This window comes from Pseudomonas sp. 14P5.3.2 (assembly GCF_057799175.1).
Genome location: NZ_JBYOKU010000005.1, coordinates 189,215 through 207,401 on the forward strand (window position 1 = coordinate 189,215; position 18,187 = coordinate 207,401).

Here is an 18,187-nt window from a genome sequence, read left to right on the forward strand (position 1 = left end):
ATCACCGTTTGCTTTTGATGATGGTGCCCAGGCCCTGAAGGTAGGCCACCAGCGCGTCCATTTCGGTTTTGCCCTTCACGGCATCTTTTGCACCGGCGATGTCTTCGTCGGTGTAAGGGACGCCGAGCGTGCGCAACACTTCCATTTTCTTGGCCGTGTCTTTGCCGTCGAGCTTGTTTTCCACGAGGAACGGGTAAGCCGGCATTTTCGACTCAGGCACCACGTTGCGCGGGTTGTACAGGTGCGCACGGTGCCAGTCATCGGAGTAACGACCGCCGACACGAGCCAGATCCGGGCCGGTACGCTTGGAACCCCACAGGAACGGATGGTCCCAGACGCTTTCACCGGCGACCGAGTAGTGGCCGTAGCGTTCGGTTTCAGCGCGGAACGGACGGATCATCTGCGAGTGGCAGCCGACACAACCGTTGGCGATGTAGACGTCGCGGCCTTCCAGTTCCAGCGCCGAGCGCGGCTTCATGCCTTCGACCGGCTTGTTGGTGACGTCCTGGAAGAACAGCGGAACAATCTGGGTCAGGCCGCCAATGCTGACGGCGATGACCATGAAGAAGGCCAGCAGGCCAATATTCTTCTCGACAGCTTCATGCTTCATCAGTGAGCTCCAACGACAGCGATCTGGGCAGCGGCTTCGGCTTCAGCCGGGTTCGAGGCGCGCACGGTGCGCCAGACGTTGTAAGCCATCAACAACATGCCGCTGGCGAAGAATGCACCGCCCAGGGCACGGACGATGTAGCCCGGGTGGCTGGCCTGCAGCGCTTCGACGAACGAGTAGGTGAGGGTGCCGTCATCGTTGATTGCACGCCACATCAGACCCTGAGTGATGCCGTTGACCCACATCGAAGCGATGTACAGCACGGTACCGATGGTCGCGAGCCAGAAGTGCGCGTTGATCAGGCCGACGCTGTGCATCTGCGCACGACCGAACAGTTTCGGGATCATGTGGTAGATCGCGCCGATCGAAATCATCGCCACCCAGCCCAAAGCGCCGGCGTGTACGTGGCCGATGGTCCAGTCGGTGTAGTGCGAGAGCGAGTTGACGGTCTTGATCGCCATCATCGGACCTTCGAAGGTCGACATGCCGTAGAACGCCAGCGACACCACGAGGAAGCGCAGGATCGGGTCGGTGCGCAGCTTATGCCAGGCGCCCGAGAGGGTCATCATGCCGTTGATCATGCCGCCCCAGCTTGGCGCCAGGAGGATGATCGACATCGCCATGCCCAGCGATTGTGCCCAATCCGGCAGTGCGGTGTAGTGCAGGTGGTGCGGGCCGGCCCAGATGTACAGGGTGATCAGCGCCCAGAAGTGCACGATCGACAGGCGATAGGAGTAGATCGGACGTTCGGCCTGTTTCGGCACGAAGTAATACATCATCCCGAGGAAACCGGTGGTCAGGAAGAAGCCCACGGCATTGTGGCCGTACCACCACTGGATCATCGCGTCGGTCGCACCGGCATAGGCCGAGTAGGACTTGAAGAAGCTGACCGGCAGGGACGCGTGGTTGACGATGTGCAGCATCGCGGTCACGACGATGAACGCGCCGTAGAACCAGTTACCGACATAGATGTGCTTGGTCTTGCGCTTGGTGATGGTGCCGAAGAACACCAGCCCGTAGGAGACCCAGACAATGGCCAGCAGAATGGCGAGCGGCCATTCCAGCTCTGCATATTCCTTGGTGGTGGTGTAACCCAGCGGCAAGGTAATGATTGCGCCGACGATCACCGCTTGCCAGCCCCAGAAGGTGAAGGCGGCGAGGCTGTCGGAGATCAGTCGCGTCTGGCAGGTTCGCTGCACGACATAGTAGGAAGTGGCAAACAGTGCACAACCACCGAAGGCGAAAATCACCAGGTTTGTGTGCAACGGGCGCAGGCGTCCAAAGCTCGTCCACGGCAGACCGAAGTTCAACTCCGGCCAGACCAGTTGCGAGGCGATGAAGACACCGAGCCCCATGCCAAGGATCCCCCAGACCACCGTCATGATGGCGAACTGGCGGACTACCTTATAGTTATAAGCAGTCGGACTGATTGCTGTGCTCATTCTAAGGTTCCACGGTTTGGGTGTTTTATTAGGATTAAAATCGGCCGCAAGTATGCAGAGAGCAGGGGGTCATTGCAACGCGCCATGACCTGGGTCAATGCTTTCCAACGCTGATTCTGCGGCCTTTCCATACGCCGCGTAAGGACAAAATTGGCCTCGGACAAAATGTCGCAGCGGACGAAAAAAGCGAGGGGTTCAGGTCAGTTGTAACGGGGTGTGTTCGAACGCGCTGATCGGGTGACGGACGGTCATCGACGCGACAGCCGGTATCTACCGGGCTTTGCGCCCTGTCAGTCAGGCGATTTGTCGAACACATCGCTCAAGGTCGACCTGGAACCGGCACGGGCCAGTCCGCATCGAGCAAGCGTAGACCCGAATCGGAGGATTCGAAAGGAGAGGGTGTGACGGGGTGCGACAATGCGTCGCAAAGGGGCGGGATGCTGCCGCACCGAGAACGGTGCGGCAGATATGTACGCAATACTTATTGCTTGTTGTCTTCAGTAATCAGTTTTTCTGTATTCAATCCATGGCTAAGGCTGTACACATAAGCGGCGAGCAGTTGCACTTTATCGTTGCCCAACAGTTCGTTCTGTGCCGGCATGTGGCCTTGGCGACCGTGGCGGATGGTCTGCTCAAGCTGCGTCAGACTCGTGCCATAAATAAATCCGGCCGGGTGCGTCAGATTCGGCGCACCCATGGCTTCAGTGCCGTGGCCGGTTGCCCCATGACAGGCTACGCAGGTGGTGCTGAACGCTTGCTGTCCGGCTTGCAGGTCCGCCTTGCTGTCGGCGGGCAGTGGCAGGCCGGCCAGTTCGTGACGCACATACGCCGCGACGTTCTTCACCCCGGCTTCACCCAGCACGTCGCCCCAGGCTGGCATTGCCGCCATCCGGCCACCCATGATGGTGGCCTTGATGGTCTCGGCATCGCCGCCCCAGCGCCAATCGCTGTCGGCCAGGTTAGGGAAGCCGAAAGCGCCCTTGGCGTCGGAACCGTGGCACACCGAGCAGTTGGAAGCGAACAGCCGGCCACCCATTTTCAGCGCCTGCGGATCCTTCGCCACTTCTTCCACCGGCATGGCGGCGAATTTGGCGAAGATCGGCCCGAATTTGGCGTCGGCCTTGCTCATTTCCTTTTCCCACTCGTGGACGCCGGTCCAGCCGTCCTCGTAGCCGGGCAGGATGCCTTTCCAGTTGCCCAGGCCCGGATACAGGATCAGATAGCCCACGGAGAACACCAGCGTGCCGGCGAACAGCATGAACCACCACTGCGGCAGCGGGTTGTCGTACTCCTCGATGCCGTCGAAGCTGTGGCCCATGGTCTGGTCGACGCTGCCCTTGGTCTCGCCCCGACGCGTGCCGATCAGCAGCCAGGTCAGGCCGATCAGGCTGCCGATGGTCAGTACGCAGATCCACGTACTCCAGAAGGTGGTCATGGCCGGGTACTCCTTGTTTCAGATACTGGTTGGGTGTCGGGTTGCGGCTCGTCGGCGAACGGCAGCAGGCGCGCTTCGGCAAATTCCGGGGTGCGCTTGCGGTTGAACACCCAGATCGTCAGGCCGACGAAGGCGACGAACACCACGACGGTGCCGAGGCCGCGAATCAGCCCTGCACTCATTTCAATGATCATCGTGCTCACCTCTTGCTCTTGATCGCAGTGCCGAGCACTTGCAGGTAGGAGACGAGGGCGTCCATTTCGGTCTTGCCCTTGAGGCTGGCGACCGCGCCGCTGATGTCGTCGTCGGTGTACGGCACGCCGAGGGTGCGCATGGTCTTGAGCTTGGTTTCGGTGTGGCTGCTGTCGACCGCTTGCGTCACCAGCCACGGGTAGGCCGGCATTTTTGACTCAGGCACGACGTTGCGCGGGTTGTACAAGTGCGCGCGGTGCCAGTCATCCGAGTAACGCGCGCCGACCCGCGCCAGATCCGGACCGGTACGTTTCGAGCCCCAGAGGAACGGGTGATCCCACACGCTCTCACCGGCCACCGAGTAGTGCCCGTAGCGTTCGGTTTCGGCGCGGAACGGGCGGATCATCTGCGAGTGGCAACCGACGCAGCCTTCGCGGATGTAGATGTCGCGGCCTTCCAGTTGCAGCGCGGTGTAGGGCTTCATGCCTTCCACCGGTTTGTTGGTGACGTCCTGGAAGAACAGCGGGACGATCTGGGTCAGGCCGCCGATGCTCACGGCGAACACCATCAGCAGCATCAGCAGGCCGACGTTCTTTTCAATCGTTTCGTGTTTCATGGCGGACTCCTCAGGCCATCTGCGCGGCAGCAACGACGTCAGCAGGCTGCGAGGCCCGCACGGTGCGCCAGGTGTTGTAAGCCATCAGCAACATGCCGCTGAGGAAGATCGCCCCACCCACCAGACGCACGATGAAGCCTGGGTGGCTGGCCACCAGGGTTTCGACGAAGGAGTAAGTCAGCGTGCCGTCCTCGTTGACTGCGCGCCACATCAGGCCTTGTGCAATGCCGTTGACCCACATCGAAGCGATGTACAGCACGGTGCCGATGGTCGCGAGCCAGAAGTGCGCGTTGATCAGGCCGATGCTGTGCATCTGCTCTTTGCCGAAGACTTTCGGGATCATGTGGTACAGCGCGCCGATCGAGATCATCGCCACCCAGCCGAGCGCGCCGGCGTGAACGTGGCCGATGGTCCAGTCGGTGTAGTGGGAGAGGGCGTTGACGGTCTTGATCGCCATCATCGGACCTTCGAAGGTCGACATGCCGTAGAACGCCAGCGAGACCACGAGGAAGCGCAGGATCGGGTCGCTGCGCAACTTATGCCACGCGCCCGAGAGGGTCATCATGCCGTTGATCATGCCGCCCCAGCTCGGTGCCAGCAGAATCAGCGACATCACCATGCCCAGCGATTGTGCCCAATCCGGCAGCGCGGTGTAGTGCAGGTGGTGCGGGCCGGCCCAGATGTAGAGGGTGATCAGCGCCCAGAAGTGCACGATCGACAGGCGATACGAATACACCGGACGTTCGGCCTGTTTCGGCACGAAGTAGTACATCATCCCGAGGAAACCGGCGGTGAGGAAAAAGCCTACGGCGTTGTGGCCGTACCACCATTGCACCATCGCGTCGGTCGCACCGGCGTACACCGAGTAGGACTTGGTCAGGCTCACCGGCAACTCGAGGTTGTTGACGATGTGCAGGATCGCCACGGTGATGATGAACGCGCCGAAGAACCAGTTGCCGACGTAGATGTGCTTGGTCTTGCGCTGCATGATCGTGCCGAAGAACACGATGGCGTAGGCGACCCAGACGATGGTGATCAGGATGTCGATCGGCCATTCCAGTTCGGCGTATTCCTTGGAACTGGTGTAACCCAGTGGCAGGCTGATTGCCGCCAGCAGGATCACCAGCTGCCAGCCCCAGAAGCAGAATGCGGCGATTTTCGGCGCGAACAATTGTGTCTGGCAGGTGCGTTGCACCGAGTAGAACGAACTGGCGAACAGCGCACAGCCACCGAAGGCGAAGATCACCGCGTTGGTGTGCAGCGGGCGCAGACGGCCGAAACTGGTCCAGGGCAAATTGAAGTTGAGTTCGGGCCAGACCAATTGGGCCGCGAGAAAAACCCCGAGCCCCATGCCGACGATGCCCCACACCACCGTCATAATGGCGAATTGGCGGACCACCTTGTAGTTGTAGGCGGTACTGATAGAAGTGTTCATGGTTCCCCATCCACGGTTCAGCCGAAGTGAGCGCGCGCAAGACGCCGCGAATCCTTCGTCTGGAGTTATAGGCAGACTAAAAGCGAGGCAAGCATGGACAAACAGCACAAGGCCAGTATTGACGGGGATCAATGGGCGCAGTGCGTGCGGGATCATGGGTGGTTGTGGGATGCCGCGTCGGGCGAGGCTTCGGCGACTCTGATCCTGGCGCATGGGGCGGGGGCGCCGATGGACAGCGAGTGGATGTCGGATATGGCTGGGCGCCTTGCTGCATTGGGCGTGAACGTGTTGCGGTTTGAGTTTCCTTATATGGCGCAGCGGCGGGTGGATGGCAGTAAACGGCCGCCTAATCCGGCGCCGAAACTGCTTGAGTGCTGGCGCGAAGTGTTCGCTGAAGTGCGACGTCATGTCGCTGGGGCTTTGGCCATCGGTGGTAAGTCCATGGGCGGGCGGATGGCCAGTCTTTTGGCTGACGAATTGGACGCCGATGCGCTGGTTTGTCTGGGGTATCCGTTTTATGCGGTGGGGAAACCGGAGAAGCCGCGGGTTGAGCATTTGGCTTCTTTGCGGACTCGGACTTTGATTGTGCAGGGGGAGCGGGATGCGCTTGGCAATCGGGACGCAGTCGAGGCTTATGATCTATCGCCGAGTATTGAGGTGTTTTGGTTGGCCTCTGGGGATCATGATTTGAAGCCGTTGAAGGTTTCCGGGTTTACGCATTCGGATTATTTGGCCAGTGCTGCGCGGAAGGTTGCTTCGTTTCTTCGATGAAATTTGGGTGTATATCCGTTGCTGCGGTCACGGCGGCTTAGGGTTCCGCCCTTACGGCGGGTCACTTTTTCCAGACGCCGAAAAAGTAACCAAAAAGGCTTGCTCCTGCGTGCGGCCCGCTCGCTGGGGCTCGGGGTTCCTTCGCTCCGGGATCGATCCGGGGGCAGCGCCTACGGTTTGCTTCGCTGCACCTCCTCTCGCTGTGTTTGGCTGCGCCAAACGGTCGCTGCGCTCCCACCCCCGGATCAATCCCTCCACTCAGCCTTCCGACGTCGCCCGTGGATCAAGATCAAAAGCTGCAGCCGAGCTTGCGCTCATCCTGGAGTGGGGCGGCTGCGCCGCGGGTTTTGTGTAGGAGCTGCCGAGGGCTGCGATCTTTTGATCTTGATCTTGTGGGAGCTGGCCTGTCAGAGATGACGGCCTACGACCCGACCATTCTGTTACTGATGCCCCCGACCCAACTGTAGGAGTGAGCCTGCTCGCGATGGCGCCCTGACATCCAACTAATTCCTGACCAAATGCACTCAATTCATTGTGGGAGCTGGCTTGCCAGCGATGGTGGCATTACAACCGACCAATTCCTTACTGATGCGCCCGGTCCAAATGTGGGAGCGAGCCTGCTCGCGATGGCGGTCTGTTACCTGACCGATGTCCTGCAGATTGCACGCAGTCCCTGTGGGAGCTGGCTTGCCAGCGATGGCGGCATTACAACTGACCAATTCCTTACTGATGCGCCCGGTCCAAATGTGGGAGTGAGCCTGCTCGCGAAAACGGTCTGACAGACACCATAAAAAAAAACAGGGTGTTTGCGGATTTTTCTGTCGGTAAACGCAATCCTGCAGGCCCATTTAAATCACACAATCCGTTACGCCAGCGGACCTACAACACCTTGCGTCGTTACATACGCGTACGCGGCGCAGAAGACGTCCAAGCCATCGAGCAAGCCCGGCAAGATCTATCTGGTCAATCCAACGGTGGATGACGAAACGCTGCTGGTCGAAGCGTGCGAAACGCTGTCGTCGGCCAATGACATGGCCCGTGATATTGGCAACACCGTCGATCCGTCGCAGCGCAAGGCGATGCAGATACTGCAGCAGGTCATCATGCTGAGTGAGCTGCTGGTCAATCGTGTGCTGGATAACCATCACGTCTCGCGGTAGTTGCCGCCTCGGTGAGGGGCTTGTCCCCTCACTGCTTGCAGCCGTCTATAACAATCCTCAAACGACTCTTTTCCGGAGTTCCAGCTGATGTCCAAGACCGTCACCCCACCGTTAGAAGATCCGGTTTCCCCCTACGAATTTCCCGATTCAAGAAAACTCCACGACGCAGCCGAACGCGCGCTCGACTATTACCTGACTCCCGCAGCCCAGATCATGGCGACGCCTTACACCCCAAACGACATGTTTATGGTCAATCCGCAAATCGACACGGAGTCCTTGCTGGCCAATTCCTGCGAATCCCTCGCGTCAGCCACGGTCATGCTCGGTGACTTTGCCGGCGTGCTGGAAGGGCCGAACCGCAAGACCCTGTTGGGTATTGCGCAAGTGGTCATGTTGGGCGAATTGGCGGTGAATCAGGCGTTGGATAACATCGTGCCGAAGGAGTAAGTAGCAAGGCAATAAAAACCCCGGAAGCTCTCGCTATCCGGGTTTTTTATTGCCTTGCTATAGGCGAGTTCCGAGAATTGGCCAGCCAGTTAATCAAAGGTCGTCGAGGTCGGGATAGATGACTTTTCCCACAACCCATGGCTCAACAATCTCGCAATGCACCGTGCGCAGAAATGAACCCCACTCACCCCGGTTATGGGCATCCGGGCCAGTGATTGTCAGCAAGAGGTATTCATTCCGGAATGCGTCGTAGGCGTAGATAAGCCAGAAGTCGTTGTCAGGATCGTCAACCAAGGCGGTTCGATAATACTGGCGGTCTATTTTTGCCCAACGTGACTGGGTCGCTTGGGTGCTGGCCAGGTGGATGTGGTGCATATCGCTGAGGTCGAGTCGTTCGTCTCGCCCAAAAATAGCGGGCAGTTCACCGCACACTTTGTAGTTATAAAAATGAGCGGCAAAGTTTTTCCATTTGTTGATTTGTTCGAAAAGCGCAGAGATTTTGACTGCTGGCATCTATGGCTACTTTGTTATGGGTAGCTTGCCAGTGATCACATATTTATCGAACGCTTTCTGCCCATCACGCGCGGCTTGCCGGACATCAAGAAAAGTCAGTTCATCGCGAATGACTTTTTTAACCGGCTTGTCGATCTTTCTGGTGGTGGCCATCGGAGCCTCCAAAGGAGATGTATTCATACTGACCAGCTTAGGGGATTGGGTTTCTATCGGCAAACGATAGAACTAATCCAAAAAGCGAACCAGTCAGCGGATTCTGGCGTGCTTGTAGGGCATGGCGCCCCTATGTGTAGTCACGCCGTAAGCCACAACAAAAAACCCGGAAGCTCGCGCTATCCGGGTTTTTTGTATTACCCATCCAATCAGCGGTTAAACCGCTCCACCAACGAGTACTGCGTGTTGGCAGTTTTGGTCAGCTCTTCACTCAGCAACGCCGAGTTATGCGCCTGTTCCGAGGTCTGATCCGCCAATTCCGAAATATTGCTGATGTTGCGGCTGATTTCTTCAGCCACCGCACTTTGCTCTTCGGTTGCCGCAGCGATCTGGGTGGTCATGTCGGTGATGTTGGCCACTGCTTCGCTGATGCCGACCAGTGCCTGATCCGCCTCCAGTACCCGCGCCACACCTTCTTCGGCCTGGCGATGCCCGGCTTCCATGGTTTGCACGGCGCTGCTCGCAGTCTGCTGCAGCTTGGCGATCAAGGCATGGATCTGCCCGGTGGATTCGCTGGTGCGTTGCGCCAGTTGGCGCACTTCGTCGGCGACCACGGCAAAGCCACGGCCCATCTCGCCGGCACGGGCCGCTTCGATGGCGGCGTTGAGGGCGAGCAGGTTGGTCTGGTCGGCGATGCCTTTGATCACGTCGACCACGCCGCCGATTTCGTCGCTGTCCTTGGCCAGTTGCGTCACGGTCAGGCCGGTTTCGCCGACGACGACCGACAGGCGCTGGATGGCCTCGCGGGTTTCCCCGGCGATGTCGCGGCCGCGACCGGTCAGGCGATTGGCTTCCTGAGTGGCGTCAGCGGTGCGCTGCACGTGGCTGGCGACTTCCTGGGTGGTGGCGGCCATCTGGTTGACGGCGGTGGCGACCTGTTCGGTTTCCACGCGCTGGCGTTCCAGACCGCTGGAGCTGTTGTGCGCGAGGGCGTCGGACTGCTTGGCCTGATCGGTCAGGTGCTCGGCGGTGTCCTGCAGACGGGTCAGGCAGGTTTTCAGGCGGGCTTCCTGGCTGAGGATCGACATCTCCAGACGTGCCTGCGCGCCACGGCTGTCGGTATACATCTGCGCGATCAGCGGGTCGGAGGTGGTCTGTTCGGCCAGGCGCAGCAGGCGCTTGAGCCCGCGTTGTTGCCATTGCAGGCCCATCAGGCCCAGCGGCACCGAAAGACCAGCGGCCAGGGCGAAGCCCCAGTGCGAGTTCAAGGTCGCGCCGATCACGAAGCTCAGTTGGCTGACCAGAATGAACGGCAGCCAGTCCTGCAGCACCGGCAGCCATTTGTCGCTGGAAGGAATTGCCGACTTGCCCTGGTTGATGCGTTGGTAGAGCGCTTCGGCACGGCGGATCTGTTCGGCGGTGGGTTTGATCCGCACCGACTCGTAACCGACCACCTGATTGCCGTCGAACACCGGTGTCACGTAGGCGTTGACCCAGTAATGGTCACCGGATTTGCAGCGATTCTTGACAATGCCCATCCATGGCAAGCCTTGTTTCAGTGTGCCCCACATGTGCGAAAACACCGCCGCCGGGACGTCGGGGTGACGAACCAGGTTGTGCGGCGCACGGATCAGCTCTTCACGCGAAAACCCGCTGATTTCGACGAAAGCGTCGTTGCAGTAGGTGATCACGCCTTTGGCGTCGGTTGTGGAAATCAACCGCTGCTGAGCCGGGAAAGTCCGTTCGCGTTGTGTAATGGGCTGGTTATTACGCATGGTTTTTCAATCCGCAAGGCTTTGAAAGGTTGTCGGCGCTGTCAGGAAATTATTGAAGTTTTTTTTCAGATATAAGTACGGCGTCGCAAAACCGCTCTTGCTTCAAGCGGCCAGCATCGGATAGGTGAACAGCGCAAAATGCAGCAGATTCAGCCCGAAATGCGTGGCGATCGCTGCCGCCAATCCACCGAAACGGTGAGCCAGACCATAGCCGACACCCGCCAGCCCCGCGAGCAACACCCAGTGCCAGCCAGCACCCGCATGTGCCAGGCCGAAGATCAGCGACGCCAGCAGCAGGGCGAGATTGTCGCCGTGGGGCAGGTGCTTGAACAGGCGGCCCAGGCCTCCCTGTATATAGCCGCGAAACAGCGCCTCCTCGACCAGGGTCACCAGCAGCAGATTGTTCAGCAGCCACAACCACGCCTGATCGGGCCACTTCGGCGCCCAGGCAATCATGCCGAACAGAAGCGCTCCCCCCAGCGCCATTACGGCGCTCAAAGTCAGGCCCAGGACGCTGGCGAACACCGTCAGACGCAACGAGCGTGCCGCGACGATCCACGGGCAGGCCAGCAGCAGCCAGAAGCCGAGCAAGGGTTTGTCCAGATTGAGGTACATCACGAAAGGCACGGCGTCGTCGGTGAAGCGCATCCGGGCGATGGCCCGACCGTTGTCGAACCCCGGCAACCAGTGCAGCGCCAGCGACAGGGCGAGGAAGATAAACAGCGCGTGCCCCAGCAACCGCGCCACCGGCACCTGCTGTTGGCGCACGGCGAAACCGGCCACCAGCAACAATCCGACCGAGATCAGCGCGAGCCAGCCGAGGTGGCCAATGCTCAGCGCCCACCCGTAACCGAGGCTGAGAAGCGCCAGATAGACCCATGGCAACGCCTTCATCGAAAGTCCTTGTGCAGAATTTTGTGGAAGGGCTTTCTACACGGGTGGGGGCGTTGGGACAAGTCAAGGTGTGGCGGGAGGTGGGGACAACACAAAACACGATCGCCAGACCCGGATCCCTTGTGGGAGCGGGCTTGCTCGCGAAAGCGGTGTATCAGACAACATCCATGTCGCTGACACACCCTCTTCGCGAGCAAGCCCGCTCCCACAGTAGATCTGTGCGTGGCTGAGGAATCAGCGCAGATCGAGTTTCGCCGCCGCGCGCTCGGTGATTGCAGTACGCGTCTTCAACGACGCCGCTGCACGATTACGAGCCTCTTCGACGACAGCACTCGGCGCCGTCTGCGGACTGCCGGATTCAAACGGCGGTGCCGGCGCATATTCCAGTTGCAGTTGGATCAACTGCGCCGCCTCGGCTCCCACCAGTTCTGCGGCCAGCACCAGCGCAAAGTCGATTCCCGCGGTAATCCCGCCACCGGTAAACAGATTGCCGTCGCGCACCACCCGGTCCTGCACCGCAATCGCGCCGAGTTTCGGCAGCAGTTCGTGATAGGCCCAGTGGGTGGTCGCGCGTTTGCCTTTAAGCAGGCCCGCCGCGCCCAGCACCAGCGAACCGGTGCACACCGACGTCACATACCTGGCCTGCGCCGCCTGACGCTTGATGAAGCCCAGCGTCTGCTCATCTTCCATCAGCGGCCCGACCCCGGCGCCGCCGGGAATGCAGATCACATCCAGATTCGGGCAGTCGTCGAAGGTGGTGGTCGGTTTCAGCAGCAGGCCGGTGCTGGCGGTGACCGGCACCAGATCTTTCCAGATCAGATGCACCTGCACGTCCGGCAGCGAGGTCAGCACGTCATAGGGTCCGGTCAGGTCCAGTTGCTGCACCTGTGGAAACAACAGAAAACCGATCTGCAACGTCATGGGGGATTTCTCCATTTGAGGGGTGGACGGCTTTACTGTAGGCGCGTAGGTTCTGGCGCATACGCCAATCACCCCACGAATTACGCCAAATGCCCAAAGTCATCCATGTACTCGCGTTTGCCAACATGCAGATTCTCGATGTCACCGGCCCGCTGCAAGTGTTCGCCTCGGCCAACGACATCGCCCGCCAGCGCGGCTTGCCCGTGCCGTATACGCCGTCGGTGATTGCCTGCGAAGGCGGAGCGGTGATGTCCTCGGCGGGGCTGGCGGTGCTCGCCGAGCCGTTGCCGCAAGACGCCAGCGACACGCTGATTATCGCGGGTGGCTGGGGGATCTATCCGGCATCCGAAGATGAGTCGCTGGTGGATTGGGTACGCGAGCACGCAGCGAAATGTCGACGCGTGGCCTCGGTGTGTACGGGGGCATTTCTACTGGCGGCGAGCGGCTGGCTCGACGGACGTCGCGTGGTCACCCACTGGACCCGTTGCGAACAACTCGCGCAGCAGCATCCGAAGCTGCAGGTCGAAGCCAATCCGATCTTCATCAACGACGGCCCGGTCTGGACCTCGGCCGGCGTCACCGCCGGCATCGATCTGGCGTTGGCGATGGTCGAGGAAGATCTGGGCCGCGACCTCGCCCTCGACGTCGCCCGGCATCTGGTGGTGTTCCTCAAACGGCCGGGCGGGCAGTCGCAGTTCAGTGTGACCCTGGCCCTGCAGAATCAGGGCAATCGCTTTGATGAACTGCACGCCTGGATCGCCGAAAACCTCACCTGCGACCTCGGCGTGCCGACCCTGGCCGAACAGGCCGGCATGAGCGAACGCAGTTTCGTCCGCCACTACCGCGCCGACACCGGCCAGACCCCGGCCCGGGCGATTGAATTGATTCGTGTGGAAACGGCGCGGCGGTTGCTCAGTGATACCGGGCTGCCAGTGAAGCGAATCGCGGCCAATTGCGGCTTTGGCAGTGAAGAAACGTTGCGCCGCAGTTTTCTGCGGGCGATTGGCGTGACGCCGCAGGCGTATCGGGAGCGGTTTTCGATCAGCGCTGGAGCAGATCCAGTAGTGCCTTGAGTAGCTTTAAGAAAAGGGACAGTCGTTCGTCGCTTGAGGTTGCGGTTTCTTTTATTCAGGTGGGGACGTGCCGTACACGTCATATGACATGATGTTTATGTGTTTTTTTTCTATTTGATATTTGGTGTTTTTTATTCTTATCAATGTCGCATCCTCGCCTTTCCAGAGTACCCATGGCTTCATAAGTGCGCACGATTTCTTGTTTATACGTTTTATTTTTGATTGGTCGATGGATTGGAAGTAATCACATAGTTCGTCGGTAAGGACTATTTCATCTGCTTGAAAGCTTCCCAGTCCAAGTGTGCGCATTATGCCCTTCGGGATGGCTGCTGTGCTCTGAGTTGCAATGAGTATGGCTATCAATAGTGAGAAGGCGATTAGCAGGGTGTTGGTGGCGCTTGCTCTTTTGAGCGAGGCAATGAATATGTTTGCGAAAAGAACGAATGTAAAACTTACGAAAACGATAATTCGGGTGGTAGATTCTTTGAGGTCAGAGTTGGGAATGTCTTCTACGCCATGTAATACAAGAGTTACTAGCGTGTAAGTACATACGCTCATAATGAGCGCGTTGATTGCTAAAGCGGTTGCGTGTTTTATCAGTTTCTCATTGTGTGCAAACATTGAGATTGGCCAAAATAATAATATGCATATTATGAGTATTAATGAATATTCTCTAATATTCTCAAATAAAAGCGCGCAAAGGACTAGTGCGATGAATAAAAATAGTACCACGCCTTGACGGTGGAGGATGTATTTGAAGCGAAGAGGTTGGTTTTCGCCGAAATCTTCGATCAGATCCCTCCATATAAAGGATGGGAAGATAAAAAGACCGGCCATGGTCAGAGAGAAAATCATTCCAATGATGAGTGCTGAGAATAACAGCATTATCGAGTCTGTTAGAGATATGCGAGGGGTGTAATTAATGTGAGCGAAGTACAGAAAGAAGATGCCAAGGCCAGCGCTGATGCTCATGGCGTAATACGCTTTTCGCGTATTTTCCGAGAAGATAGAGCGAGCAAAACGACTGGCTTGAAGTTTAAGTATTGCAAGTGGATCAGTAGTTTCAGTTTCGGGTTTCGGGATGTCAGCTGTCATGTTTTTGCTTCGGTTTCGTATGATTCGCACAAGGCGAATTAGATTAGGAGGATATAAGTGCGGCGAGCGCAACAGCTTGGGTTAATGGGTTTCAATTTCCGCCACCTGATTGAAATACTTCGTCCGATCCGGGGTAAACGTTACCCGCATCTTCGTCCGCGAGCAGGTCAGCGAACGTTCCTCACCCAGATCAATATCCAGATCCTCGCCCCGCAAGCCCTGCCACTGGGCGAGGTATTTCAGTGAGCCGTATTTCTCGTTTTTCTTCAGGCTTCGGCTCACGCCTCCTTTCCAGCCGAGTACCGGCAGTTCGCCGGCGAGGCATTGTTGCGCAAGGTCGGGGAAGCGCGTGGCGCGCTGGCGGCCGATTTCCCAGCATTTGATCAGGCCTTTGTCGGCGGCTTCCCAGAGTTGGGTGCGGGTCAGGCCGGTGCGCAGGGGCGTGGCGATGGGGCGATGGACATGCAGGGTCATTCTGGTTCCTTGAATTCGGGTTTTATTGGACAGCTCCGCTGTGCCCGTTGCGGTGGATGGTAGGGGGGGATGTAACAGCTGGCAACAGGGTATTTCAGGGTGTAAGTGCAGGTTACGGGGGAGGGATTGGGCGGAGATTGTTTAGACGAAGTAGGAGCTGAATGACCTGGCGTGTGGCGAGGGAGCTTGCTCCCGCTCGGCTGCGAAGCAGGCGCAAAGCCAGACAATGCGGTTCTTCTGGAGAAGTGGGGACGCAGGGATTGGGGCCGCTTCGCGACCCGGCGGGAGCAAGCTCCCTCGCCACAGAAGTTCACCAACGTTTATTTTTGTGTAGGAATCAGTCCTGCAAAAGCCGAGTTGTAAGGGATATTTCCGACAGAGTGCGGCGAATATTACGGCTGCCAAACACTCTTCTCCCCACTCAAACGCCGATCAAGAAAACTCGCCGCGCTGATCAGCGCCAGATGCGTCAACGCCTGCGGGGTATTGCCCAGATGCCGGCCCTTGCTGTCGAACTCTTCGGCGTACAGCCCCAGCGGGTTCGCATAGCGCAGCAGTTGTTCGAACTCCAGGTGGGCCTTTTCCACCTGACCGGCCCGGGCCAGGCATTCGACGTACCAGAACGAGCAGGCAGCAAATGCGCCTTCGGTGCCGGTCAAACCGTCGATGTTGGCGTCGTCGTTGCGATAGCGATAGACCATGCCATCACGCACCAAGTGCTTTTCGATCGCTTCAAGGGTAGACAACCAGCGCGGGTCCTTGGCGCTGACGAAGCGCACCAGCGGCATCAGCAGCATCGAACCGTCGAGCGCGGTGCCGCCCTTGTACTGGACGAAATGCCCGCGCTCCTCGTCCCAGAAGTTATCCCAGATGTCGGCGTAGATCGCCTGCCGGGTCTGGTCCCACTGGGCGAACGGTGCCGGCAGTGAGCGTTTCGAGGCCAGGCGAATCGCCCGGTCCAGTGCCACCCAGCACATCAGTCGCGAGTGCAGGAAGTGATGTTGCTCACCGCGCATTTCCCAAATGCCTACGTCGGTGGTCTGCCAGGTCTCACACACCTGATCGACCACTTCACGCACATGTTTCCAGCCCTGATGGGAAATCGCGTCGCCGTACTTGTTGACCAGATACACCGCGTCCATCAGTTCGCCAAAGATATCGAGCTGAATCTGGTCGTACGCGCCATTGCCGATGCGCACCGGTTGCGCGCCGCCATGACCGGAGAGGTGGGAGAGTTCGGTTTCCGGCAATTCCTGACGGCCATCGATGGCATACAGGATGTTGAGTTTGGTTGACTGCCCATGACAATCGCTGACCCGCCCGCGCAGCCAGCCCATGTAGGCGTTGGCCTCAGCGACAAAGCCCAAGCGCATGAACGCGTAAACGGTGAACGAGGCGTCGCGGATCCAGGTGTAGCGATAGTCCCAGTTGCGCTCGCCGCCGGGGGTTTCCGGCAGACCGAAGGTGGCGGCGGCGAGGATTGCACCGTGCTTGCGCGAGGTCAGCAGTTTCAGCGCCAGCGCCGAGCGGTTGACCATTTCCCGCCAGCGTCCGCGGTAGTTGGACTGGCCGATCCAGTCGCGCCAGAACTTCAGCGTGCGTTCCACGCACATTTTTGCGCCGTCATCCTTAAAGCGTGGATCGTCGGCCCCCCCGAGGAGGAATTCGGCGTTCTGATCCTGGTTCAAACTGAACGATGCGACGGCCGATTCGCCATCGATCTGCAGCGCCTGATCCGCCACCAGTCGCAGCGACGGCTGACCCTCGGCGCTGAAGACCACCGATTGTTCGTCCATCTGCGCCCGGGTGTTGGCGCGGGCGTAGTCATGGCGCACCGCGCAGCGCATATGAAAAGTGGCCTGGCCGCTGACCACCCGCACCCGGCGCATCAGCAGCGGCAGGTCATCGACACTGTCGCCGATCGGCAGCAGGTCGGTGATCTCCACCACCGCATGTTCGCTGAGCCAGCGGGTTTGCAAAACGTTGGTGTCCGGCAGGTAGATCTGCTCGCGCCGGGCATCGGGCAGATCCGGCGCGAGCTGGAAAATCCCCGCCTCGGGCGTGTCGAGCAGCGAACAGAAGATCGACGGACTGTCGAATTCCGGCCAGCAGAAAAAATCCACGCTGCCTTTGTCGTTGACCAGTGCGGCACTGCGCAGGTCGCCGATGATGCCATGGGCGTCGATCGGGCTTTGTCGTTCAGGATGATGCTCAGCCATTGCCACGAAACTCCGGATAAAGACTCATGCCGCCGTCGATGAACAGGGTGGTGCCGACGATGTAGTCGGCAGCGTCGGAAGCGAGAAACACCACCGCGTTGGCGATGTCTTCGACATCGCCGATGCGTCTGTAGGGAATCAGATCCAGCAGTTTTTCGCCGGCGGCGCCTTCGGTGGCGTCTTGGTTGATGGCGGTGCGAATCGCCCCCGGCGCGATGCTGTTGATGCGGATGCGCTGATGGCTGACTTCCTGGGCGAGGGTCTGCATCAACTGATCGACGCCGCCCTTGGAGGCTGCGTAGTTGACGTGCCCGGCCCATGGAATGCGCTGATGCACCGAACTCATGTGAATGATCTTGCCGGCGGCGCGGGACACGCCTTCACGCACGCCTTGCCGATTGAAAATCCGCAGCGCGGCGCGGGCGCAGAGGAACTGCCCGGTGAGGTTGACGCCGATCACCGTGTTCCAGTCTTCCAGCGTCATGTCCACCGCCGCGGCGTCCTTTTGCAGGCCGGAATTGGCCAGCAGAATGTCCAGCGAACCGAAGGCGTCCAGAGTCTCGGCGAACAACCGTTCGACCTCGTCCTCCTTCGACACATCGGCACCGATGGCCAGTGCCTGACCGCCATCGGCAATGATCTGCCGGGCCAGTGCTTCGGCGGGTTCCGCCTGACGGTTGTAATTGATGACGACGGCTGCGCCGGCAGCGGCCAGGGCTTTGGCGGCGGCGTGGCCGATGCCGGAGCTGGCGCCGGTAATCAGGGCTACTTGTCGGGCGAGGGAAATCTGCATGCGAAGTCGTGCCTTGCGTGAGGGCCTATTTAGCTGACTGGTCGCAAGTGGAGAGAGTTCAAGAGCAAAGATCAAAAGATCGCAGCCTTCGGCAGCTCCTACATGGAAATGCGATCACCTGTAGGAGCTGCGGCACGCTGCGATCTTTTGCTCTTCAGGCCTTCACATT

The 18,187-nt window shown here is 59.2% G+C and carries 18 protein-coding genes and 1 pseudogene; 4 read left to right on the top strand and 15 right to left on the bottom strand.

The genetic code is table 11. The annotated features are described in order from the left end of the window. Window position 1: 1 nt before the first annotated feature. The 6 genes from ccoO (AC27VU_RS06400) to ccoN (AC27VU_RS06425) form a co-directional block, all read right to left on the bottom strand. Window positions 2-610: a cytochrome-c oxidase, cbb3-type subunit II gene (gene ccoO, locus AC27VU_RS06400; RefSeq protein WP_003223378.1), complete on the bottom strand. Its 609-nt coding sequence runs from the start codon at window positions 608-610 to the stop codon at window positions 2-4. Continuing rightward, on the bottom strand, window positions 610-2,052 hold the full coding sequence (gene ccoN / locus AC27VU_RS06405; RefSeq protein WP_003223381.1) for a cytochrome-c oxidase, cbb3-type subunit I: 1,443 nt from the start codon (window positions 2,050-2,052) through the stop codon (window positions 610-612). Before ccoN (AC27VU_RS06405) ends, ccoO (AC27VU_RS06400) begins: the two co-directional genes overlap by 1 nt. 481 nt (window positions 2,053-2,533) lie before the next feature. Further along, window positions 2,534-3,487, bottom strand: coding sequence for a cytochrome-c oxidase, cbb3-type subunit III (ccoP, locus tag AC27VU_RS06410; RefSeq protein ID WP_488723688.1), 954 nt, complete (start codon window positions 3,485-3,487; stop codon window positions 2,534-2,536). After that, complete coding sequence (locus tag AC27VU_RS06415; protein ID WP_262142342.1) at window positions 3,484-3,681, bottom strand: cbb3-type cytochrome oxidase subunit 3; 198 nt, start codon at window positions 3,679-3,681, stop codon at window positions 3,484-3,486. Before AC27VU_RS06415 ends, ccoP begins: the two co-directional genes overlap by 4 nt. Before the next feature lie 5 nt (window positions 3,682-3,686). Further along, on the bottom strand, window positions 3,687-4,295 hold the full coding sequence (ccoO, locus tag AC27VU_RS06420) for a cytochrome-c oxidase, cbb3-type subunit II (protein ID WP_003223389.1): 609 nt from the start codon (window positions 4,293-4,295) through the stop codon (window positions 3,687-3,689). 10 nt (window positions 4,296-4,305) lie between these two features. Further along, a complete protein-coding gene (gene ccoN, locus AC27VU_RS06425; protein ID WP_103368400.1) occupies window positions 4,306-5,730 on the bottom strand; it encodes a cytochrome-c oxidase, cbb3-type subunit I in 1,425 nt (474 codons plus the stop codon). A gap of 93 nt (window positions 5,731-5,823) precedes the next feature. On the opposite strand from ccoN (AC27VU_RS06425), the gene AC27VU_RS06430 reads away from it, so the two are divergent. From AC27VU_RS06430 to AC27VU_RS06440, 3 genes and pseudogenes are all read left to right on the top strand, one after another. Beyond that, window positions 5,824-6,501, top strand: a complete 678-nt coding sequence (locus AC27VU_RS06430; protein WP_488723689.1) for an alpha/beta family hydrolase — start codon at window positions 5,824-5,826, stop codon at window positions 6,499-6,501. Window positions 6,502-7,415: 914 nt separating this feature from the next. Beyond that, window positions 7,416-7,661, top strand: a pseudogene (locus AC27VU_RS06435) (DUF6124 family protein); the annotation flags it as partial. Between the two features lie 87 nt (window positions 7,662-7,748). Beyond that, window positions 7,749-8,108: a DUF6124 family protein gene (locus tag AC27VU_RS06440; protein ID WP_488723690.1), complete on the top strand. Its 360-nt coding sequence runs from the start codon at window positions 7,749-7,751 to the stop codon at window positions 8,106-8,108. 93 nt (window positions 8,109-8,201) lie between these two features. Here AC27VU_RS06440 and AC27VU_RS06445 read toward each other — a convergent pair whose 3' ends face one another. From AC27VU_RS06445 to inhA, 5 genes are all read right to left on the bottom strand, one after another. Further along, on the bottom strand, window positions 8,202-8,621 hold the full coding sequence (locus AC27VU_RS06445) for a type II toxin-antitoxin system YafO family toxin (protein ID WP_488723691.1): 420 nt from the start codon (window positions 8,619-8,621) through the stop codon (window positions 8,202-8,204). Between the two features lie 6 nt (window positions 8,622-8,627). Then, a complete protein-coding gene (locus tag AC27VU_RS06450; protein ID WP_165369536.1) occupies window positions 8,628-8,774 on the bottom strand; it encodes a hypothetical protein in 147 nt (48 codons plus the stop codon). A gap of 209 nt (window positions 8,775-8,983) precedes the next feature. Beyond that, a complete protein-coding gene (locus AC27VU_RS06455; protein WP_003223402.1) occupies window positions 8,984-10,549 on the bottom strand; it encodes a methyl-accepting chemotaxis protein in 1,566 nt (521 codons plus the stop codon). A 102-nt stretch (window positions 10,550-10,651) separates the two neighbouring features. Next, window positions 10,652-11,443: a CPBP family intramembrane glutamic endopeptidase gene (locus tag AC27VU_RS06460; protein WP_488723692.1), complete on the bottom strand. Its 792-nt coding sequence runs from the start codon at window positions 11,441-11,443 to the stop codon at window positions 10,652-10,654. Between the two features lie 234 nt (window positions 11,444-11,677). Beyond that, window positions 11,678-12,364, bottom strand: coding sequence for an isonitrile hydratase (inhA, locus tag AC27VU_RS06465; protein WP_488723693.1), 687 nt, complete (start codon window positions 12,362-12,364; stop codon window positions 11,678-11,680). An 89-nt stretch (window positions 12,365-12,453) separates the two neighbouring features. On the opposite strand from inhA, the gene AC27VU_RS06470 reads away from it, so the two are divergent. Beyond that, the gene (locus AC27VU_RS06470; protein WP_488723694.1) at window positions 12,454-13,437 is read left to right on the top strand and encodes a GlxA family transcriptional regulator; all 984 of its coding nucleotides are present in this window, start codon (window positions 12,454-12,456) and stop codon (window positions 13,435-13,437) included. A 51-nt stretch (window positions 13,438-13,488) separates the two neighbouring features. Here AC27VU_RS06470 and AC27VU_RS06475 read toward each other — a convergent pair whose 3' ends face one another. The 4 genes from AC27VU_RS06475 to AC27VU_RS06490 all read right to left on the bottom strand — a co-directional run bounded on the left by AC27VU_RS06475 (window position 13,489) and on the right by AC27VU_RS06490 (window position 18,018). After that, window positions 13,489-14,532 (bottom strand): hypothetical protein, encoded by a 1,044-nt coding sequence (locus AC27VU_RS06475; protein ID WP_488723695.1) that lies wholly within the window; start codon window positions 14,530-14,532, stop codon window positions 13,489-13,491. Window positions 14,533-14,613: 81 nt separating this feature from the next. Continuing rightward, complete coding sequence (locus AC27VU_RS06480) at window positions 14,614-15,006, bottom strand: hypothetical protein (RefSeq protein WP_488723696.1); 393 nt, start codon at window positions 15,004-15,006, stop codon at window positions 14,614-14,616. A gap of 392 nt (window positions 15,007-15,398) precedes the next feature. After that, on the bottom strand, window positions 15,399-17,225 hold the full coding sequence (locus AC27VU_RS06485) for a glycoside hydrolase family 15 protein (protein ID WP_488723697.1): 1,827 nt from the start codon (window positions 17,223-17,225) through the stop codon (window positions 15,399-15,401). Next, on the bottom strand, window positions 17,218-18,018 hold the full coding sequence (locus AC27VU_RS06490) for an SDR family oxidoreductase (RefSeq protein ID WP_488723698.1): 801 nt from the start codon (window positions 18,016-18,018) through the stop codon (window positions 17,218-17,220). Before AC27VU_RS06490 ends, AC27VU_RS06485 begins: the two co-directional genes overlap by 8 nt. Between the last annotated feature and the right edge of the window lie 169 nt (window positions 18,019-18,187).

Excerpts from the sequence above, each read along its gene's own strand:
- AC27VU_RS06450 (WP_165369536.1), bottom strand. The coding sequence starts at position 8,774 with ATGGCCACCACCAGAAAGATCGACAAGCCGGTTAAAAAAGTCATTCGC.
- AC27VU_RS06485 (WP_488723697.1), bottom strand. The coding sequence starts at position 17,225 with ATGGCTGAGCATCATCCTGAACGACAAAGCCCGATCGACGCCCATGGC.
- AC27VU_RS06490 (WP_488723698.1), bottom strand. The coding sequence starts at position 18,018 with ATGCAGATTTCCCTCGCCCGACAAGTAGCCCTGATTACCGGCGCCAGC.
- AC27VU_RS06475 (WP_488723695.1), bottom strand. The coding sequence starts at position 14,532 with ATGACAGCTGACATCCCGAAACCCGAAACTGAAACTACTGATCCACTT.
- AC27VU_RS06480 (WP_488723696.1), bottom strand. The coding sequence starts at position 15,006 with ATGACCCTGCATGTCCATCGCCCCATCGCCACGCCCCTGCGCACCGGC.
- ccoO (WP_003223378.1), bottom strand. The coding sequence starts at position 610 with ATGAAGCATGAAGCTGTCGAGAAGAATATTGGCCTGCTGGCCTTCTTC.
- inhA (WP_488723693.1), bottom strand. The coding sequence starts at position 12,364 with ATGACGTTGCAGATCGGTTTTCTGTTGTTTCCACAGGTGCAGCAACTG.
- ccoN (WP_003223381.1), bottom strand. The coding sequence starts at position 2,052 with ATGAGCACAGCAATCAGTCCGACTGCTTATAACTATAAGGTAGTCCGC.
- AC27VU_RS06430 (WP_488723689.1), top strand. The coding sequence starts at position 5,824 with ATGGACAAACAGCACAAGGCCAGTATTGACGGGGATCAATGGGCGCAG.
- ccoP (WP_488723688.1), bottom strand. The coding sequence starts at position 3,487 with ATGACCACCTTCTGGAGTACGTGGATCTGCGTACTGACCATCGGCAGC.
- AC27VU_RS06460 (WP_488723692.1), bottom strand. The coding sequence starts at position 11,443 with ATGAAGGCGTTGCCATGGGTCTATCTGGCGCTTCTCAGCCTCGGTTAC.
- AC27VU_RS06445 (WP_488723691.1), bottom strand. The coding sequence starts at position 8,621 with ATGCCAGCAGTCAAAATCTCTGCGCTTTTCGAACAAATCAACAAATGG.
- ccoO (WP_003223389.1), bottom strand. The coding sequence starts at position 4,295 with ATGAAACACGAAACGATTGAAAAGAACGTCGGCCTGCTGATGCTGCTG.
- AC27VU_RS06455 (WP_003223402.1), bottom strand. The coding sequence starts at position 10,549 with ATGCGTAATAACCAGCCCATTACACAACGCGAACGGACTTTCCCGGCT.
- AC27VU_RS06440 (WP_488723690.1), top strand. The coding sequence starts at position 7,749 with ATGTCCAAGACCGTCACCCCACCGTTAGAAGATCCGGTTTCCCCCTAC.
- AC27VU_RS06470 (WP_488723694.1), top strand. The coding sequence starts at position 12,454 with ATGCCCAAAGTCATCCATGTACTCGCGTTTGCCAACATGCAGATTCTC.
- AC27VU_RS06415 (WP_262142342.1), bottom strand. The coding sequence starts at position 3,681 with ATGATCATTGAAATGAGTGCAGGGCTGATTCGCGGCCTCGGCACCGTC.
- ccoN (WP_103368400.1), bottom strand. The coding sequence starts at position 5,730 with ATGAACACTTCTATCAGTACCGCCTACAACTACAAGGTGGTCCGCCAA.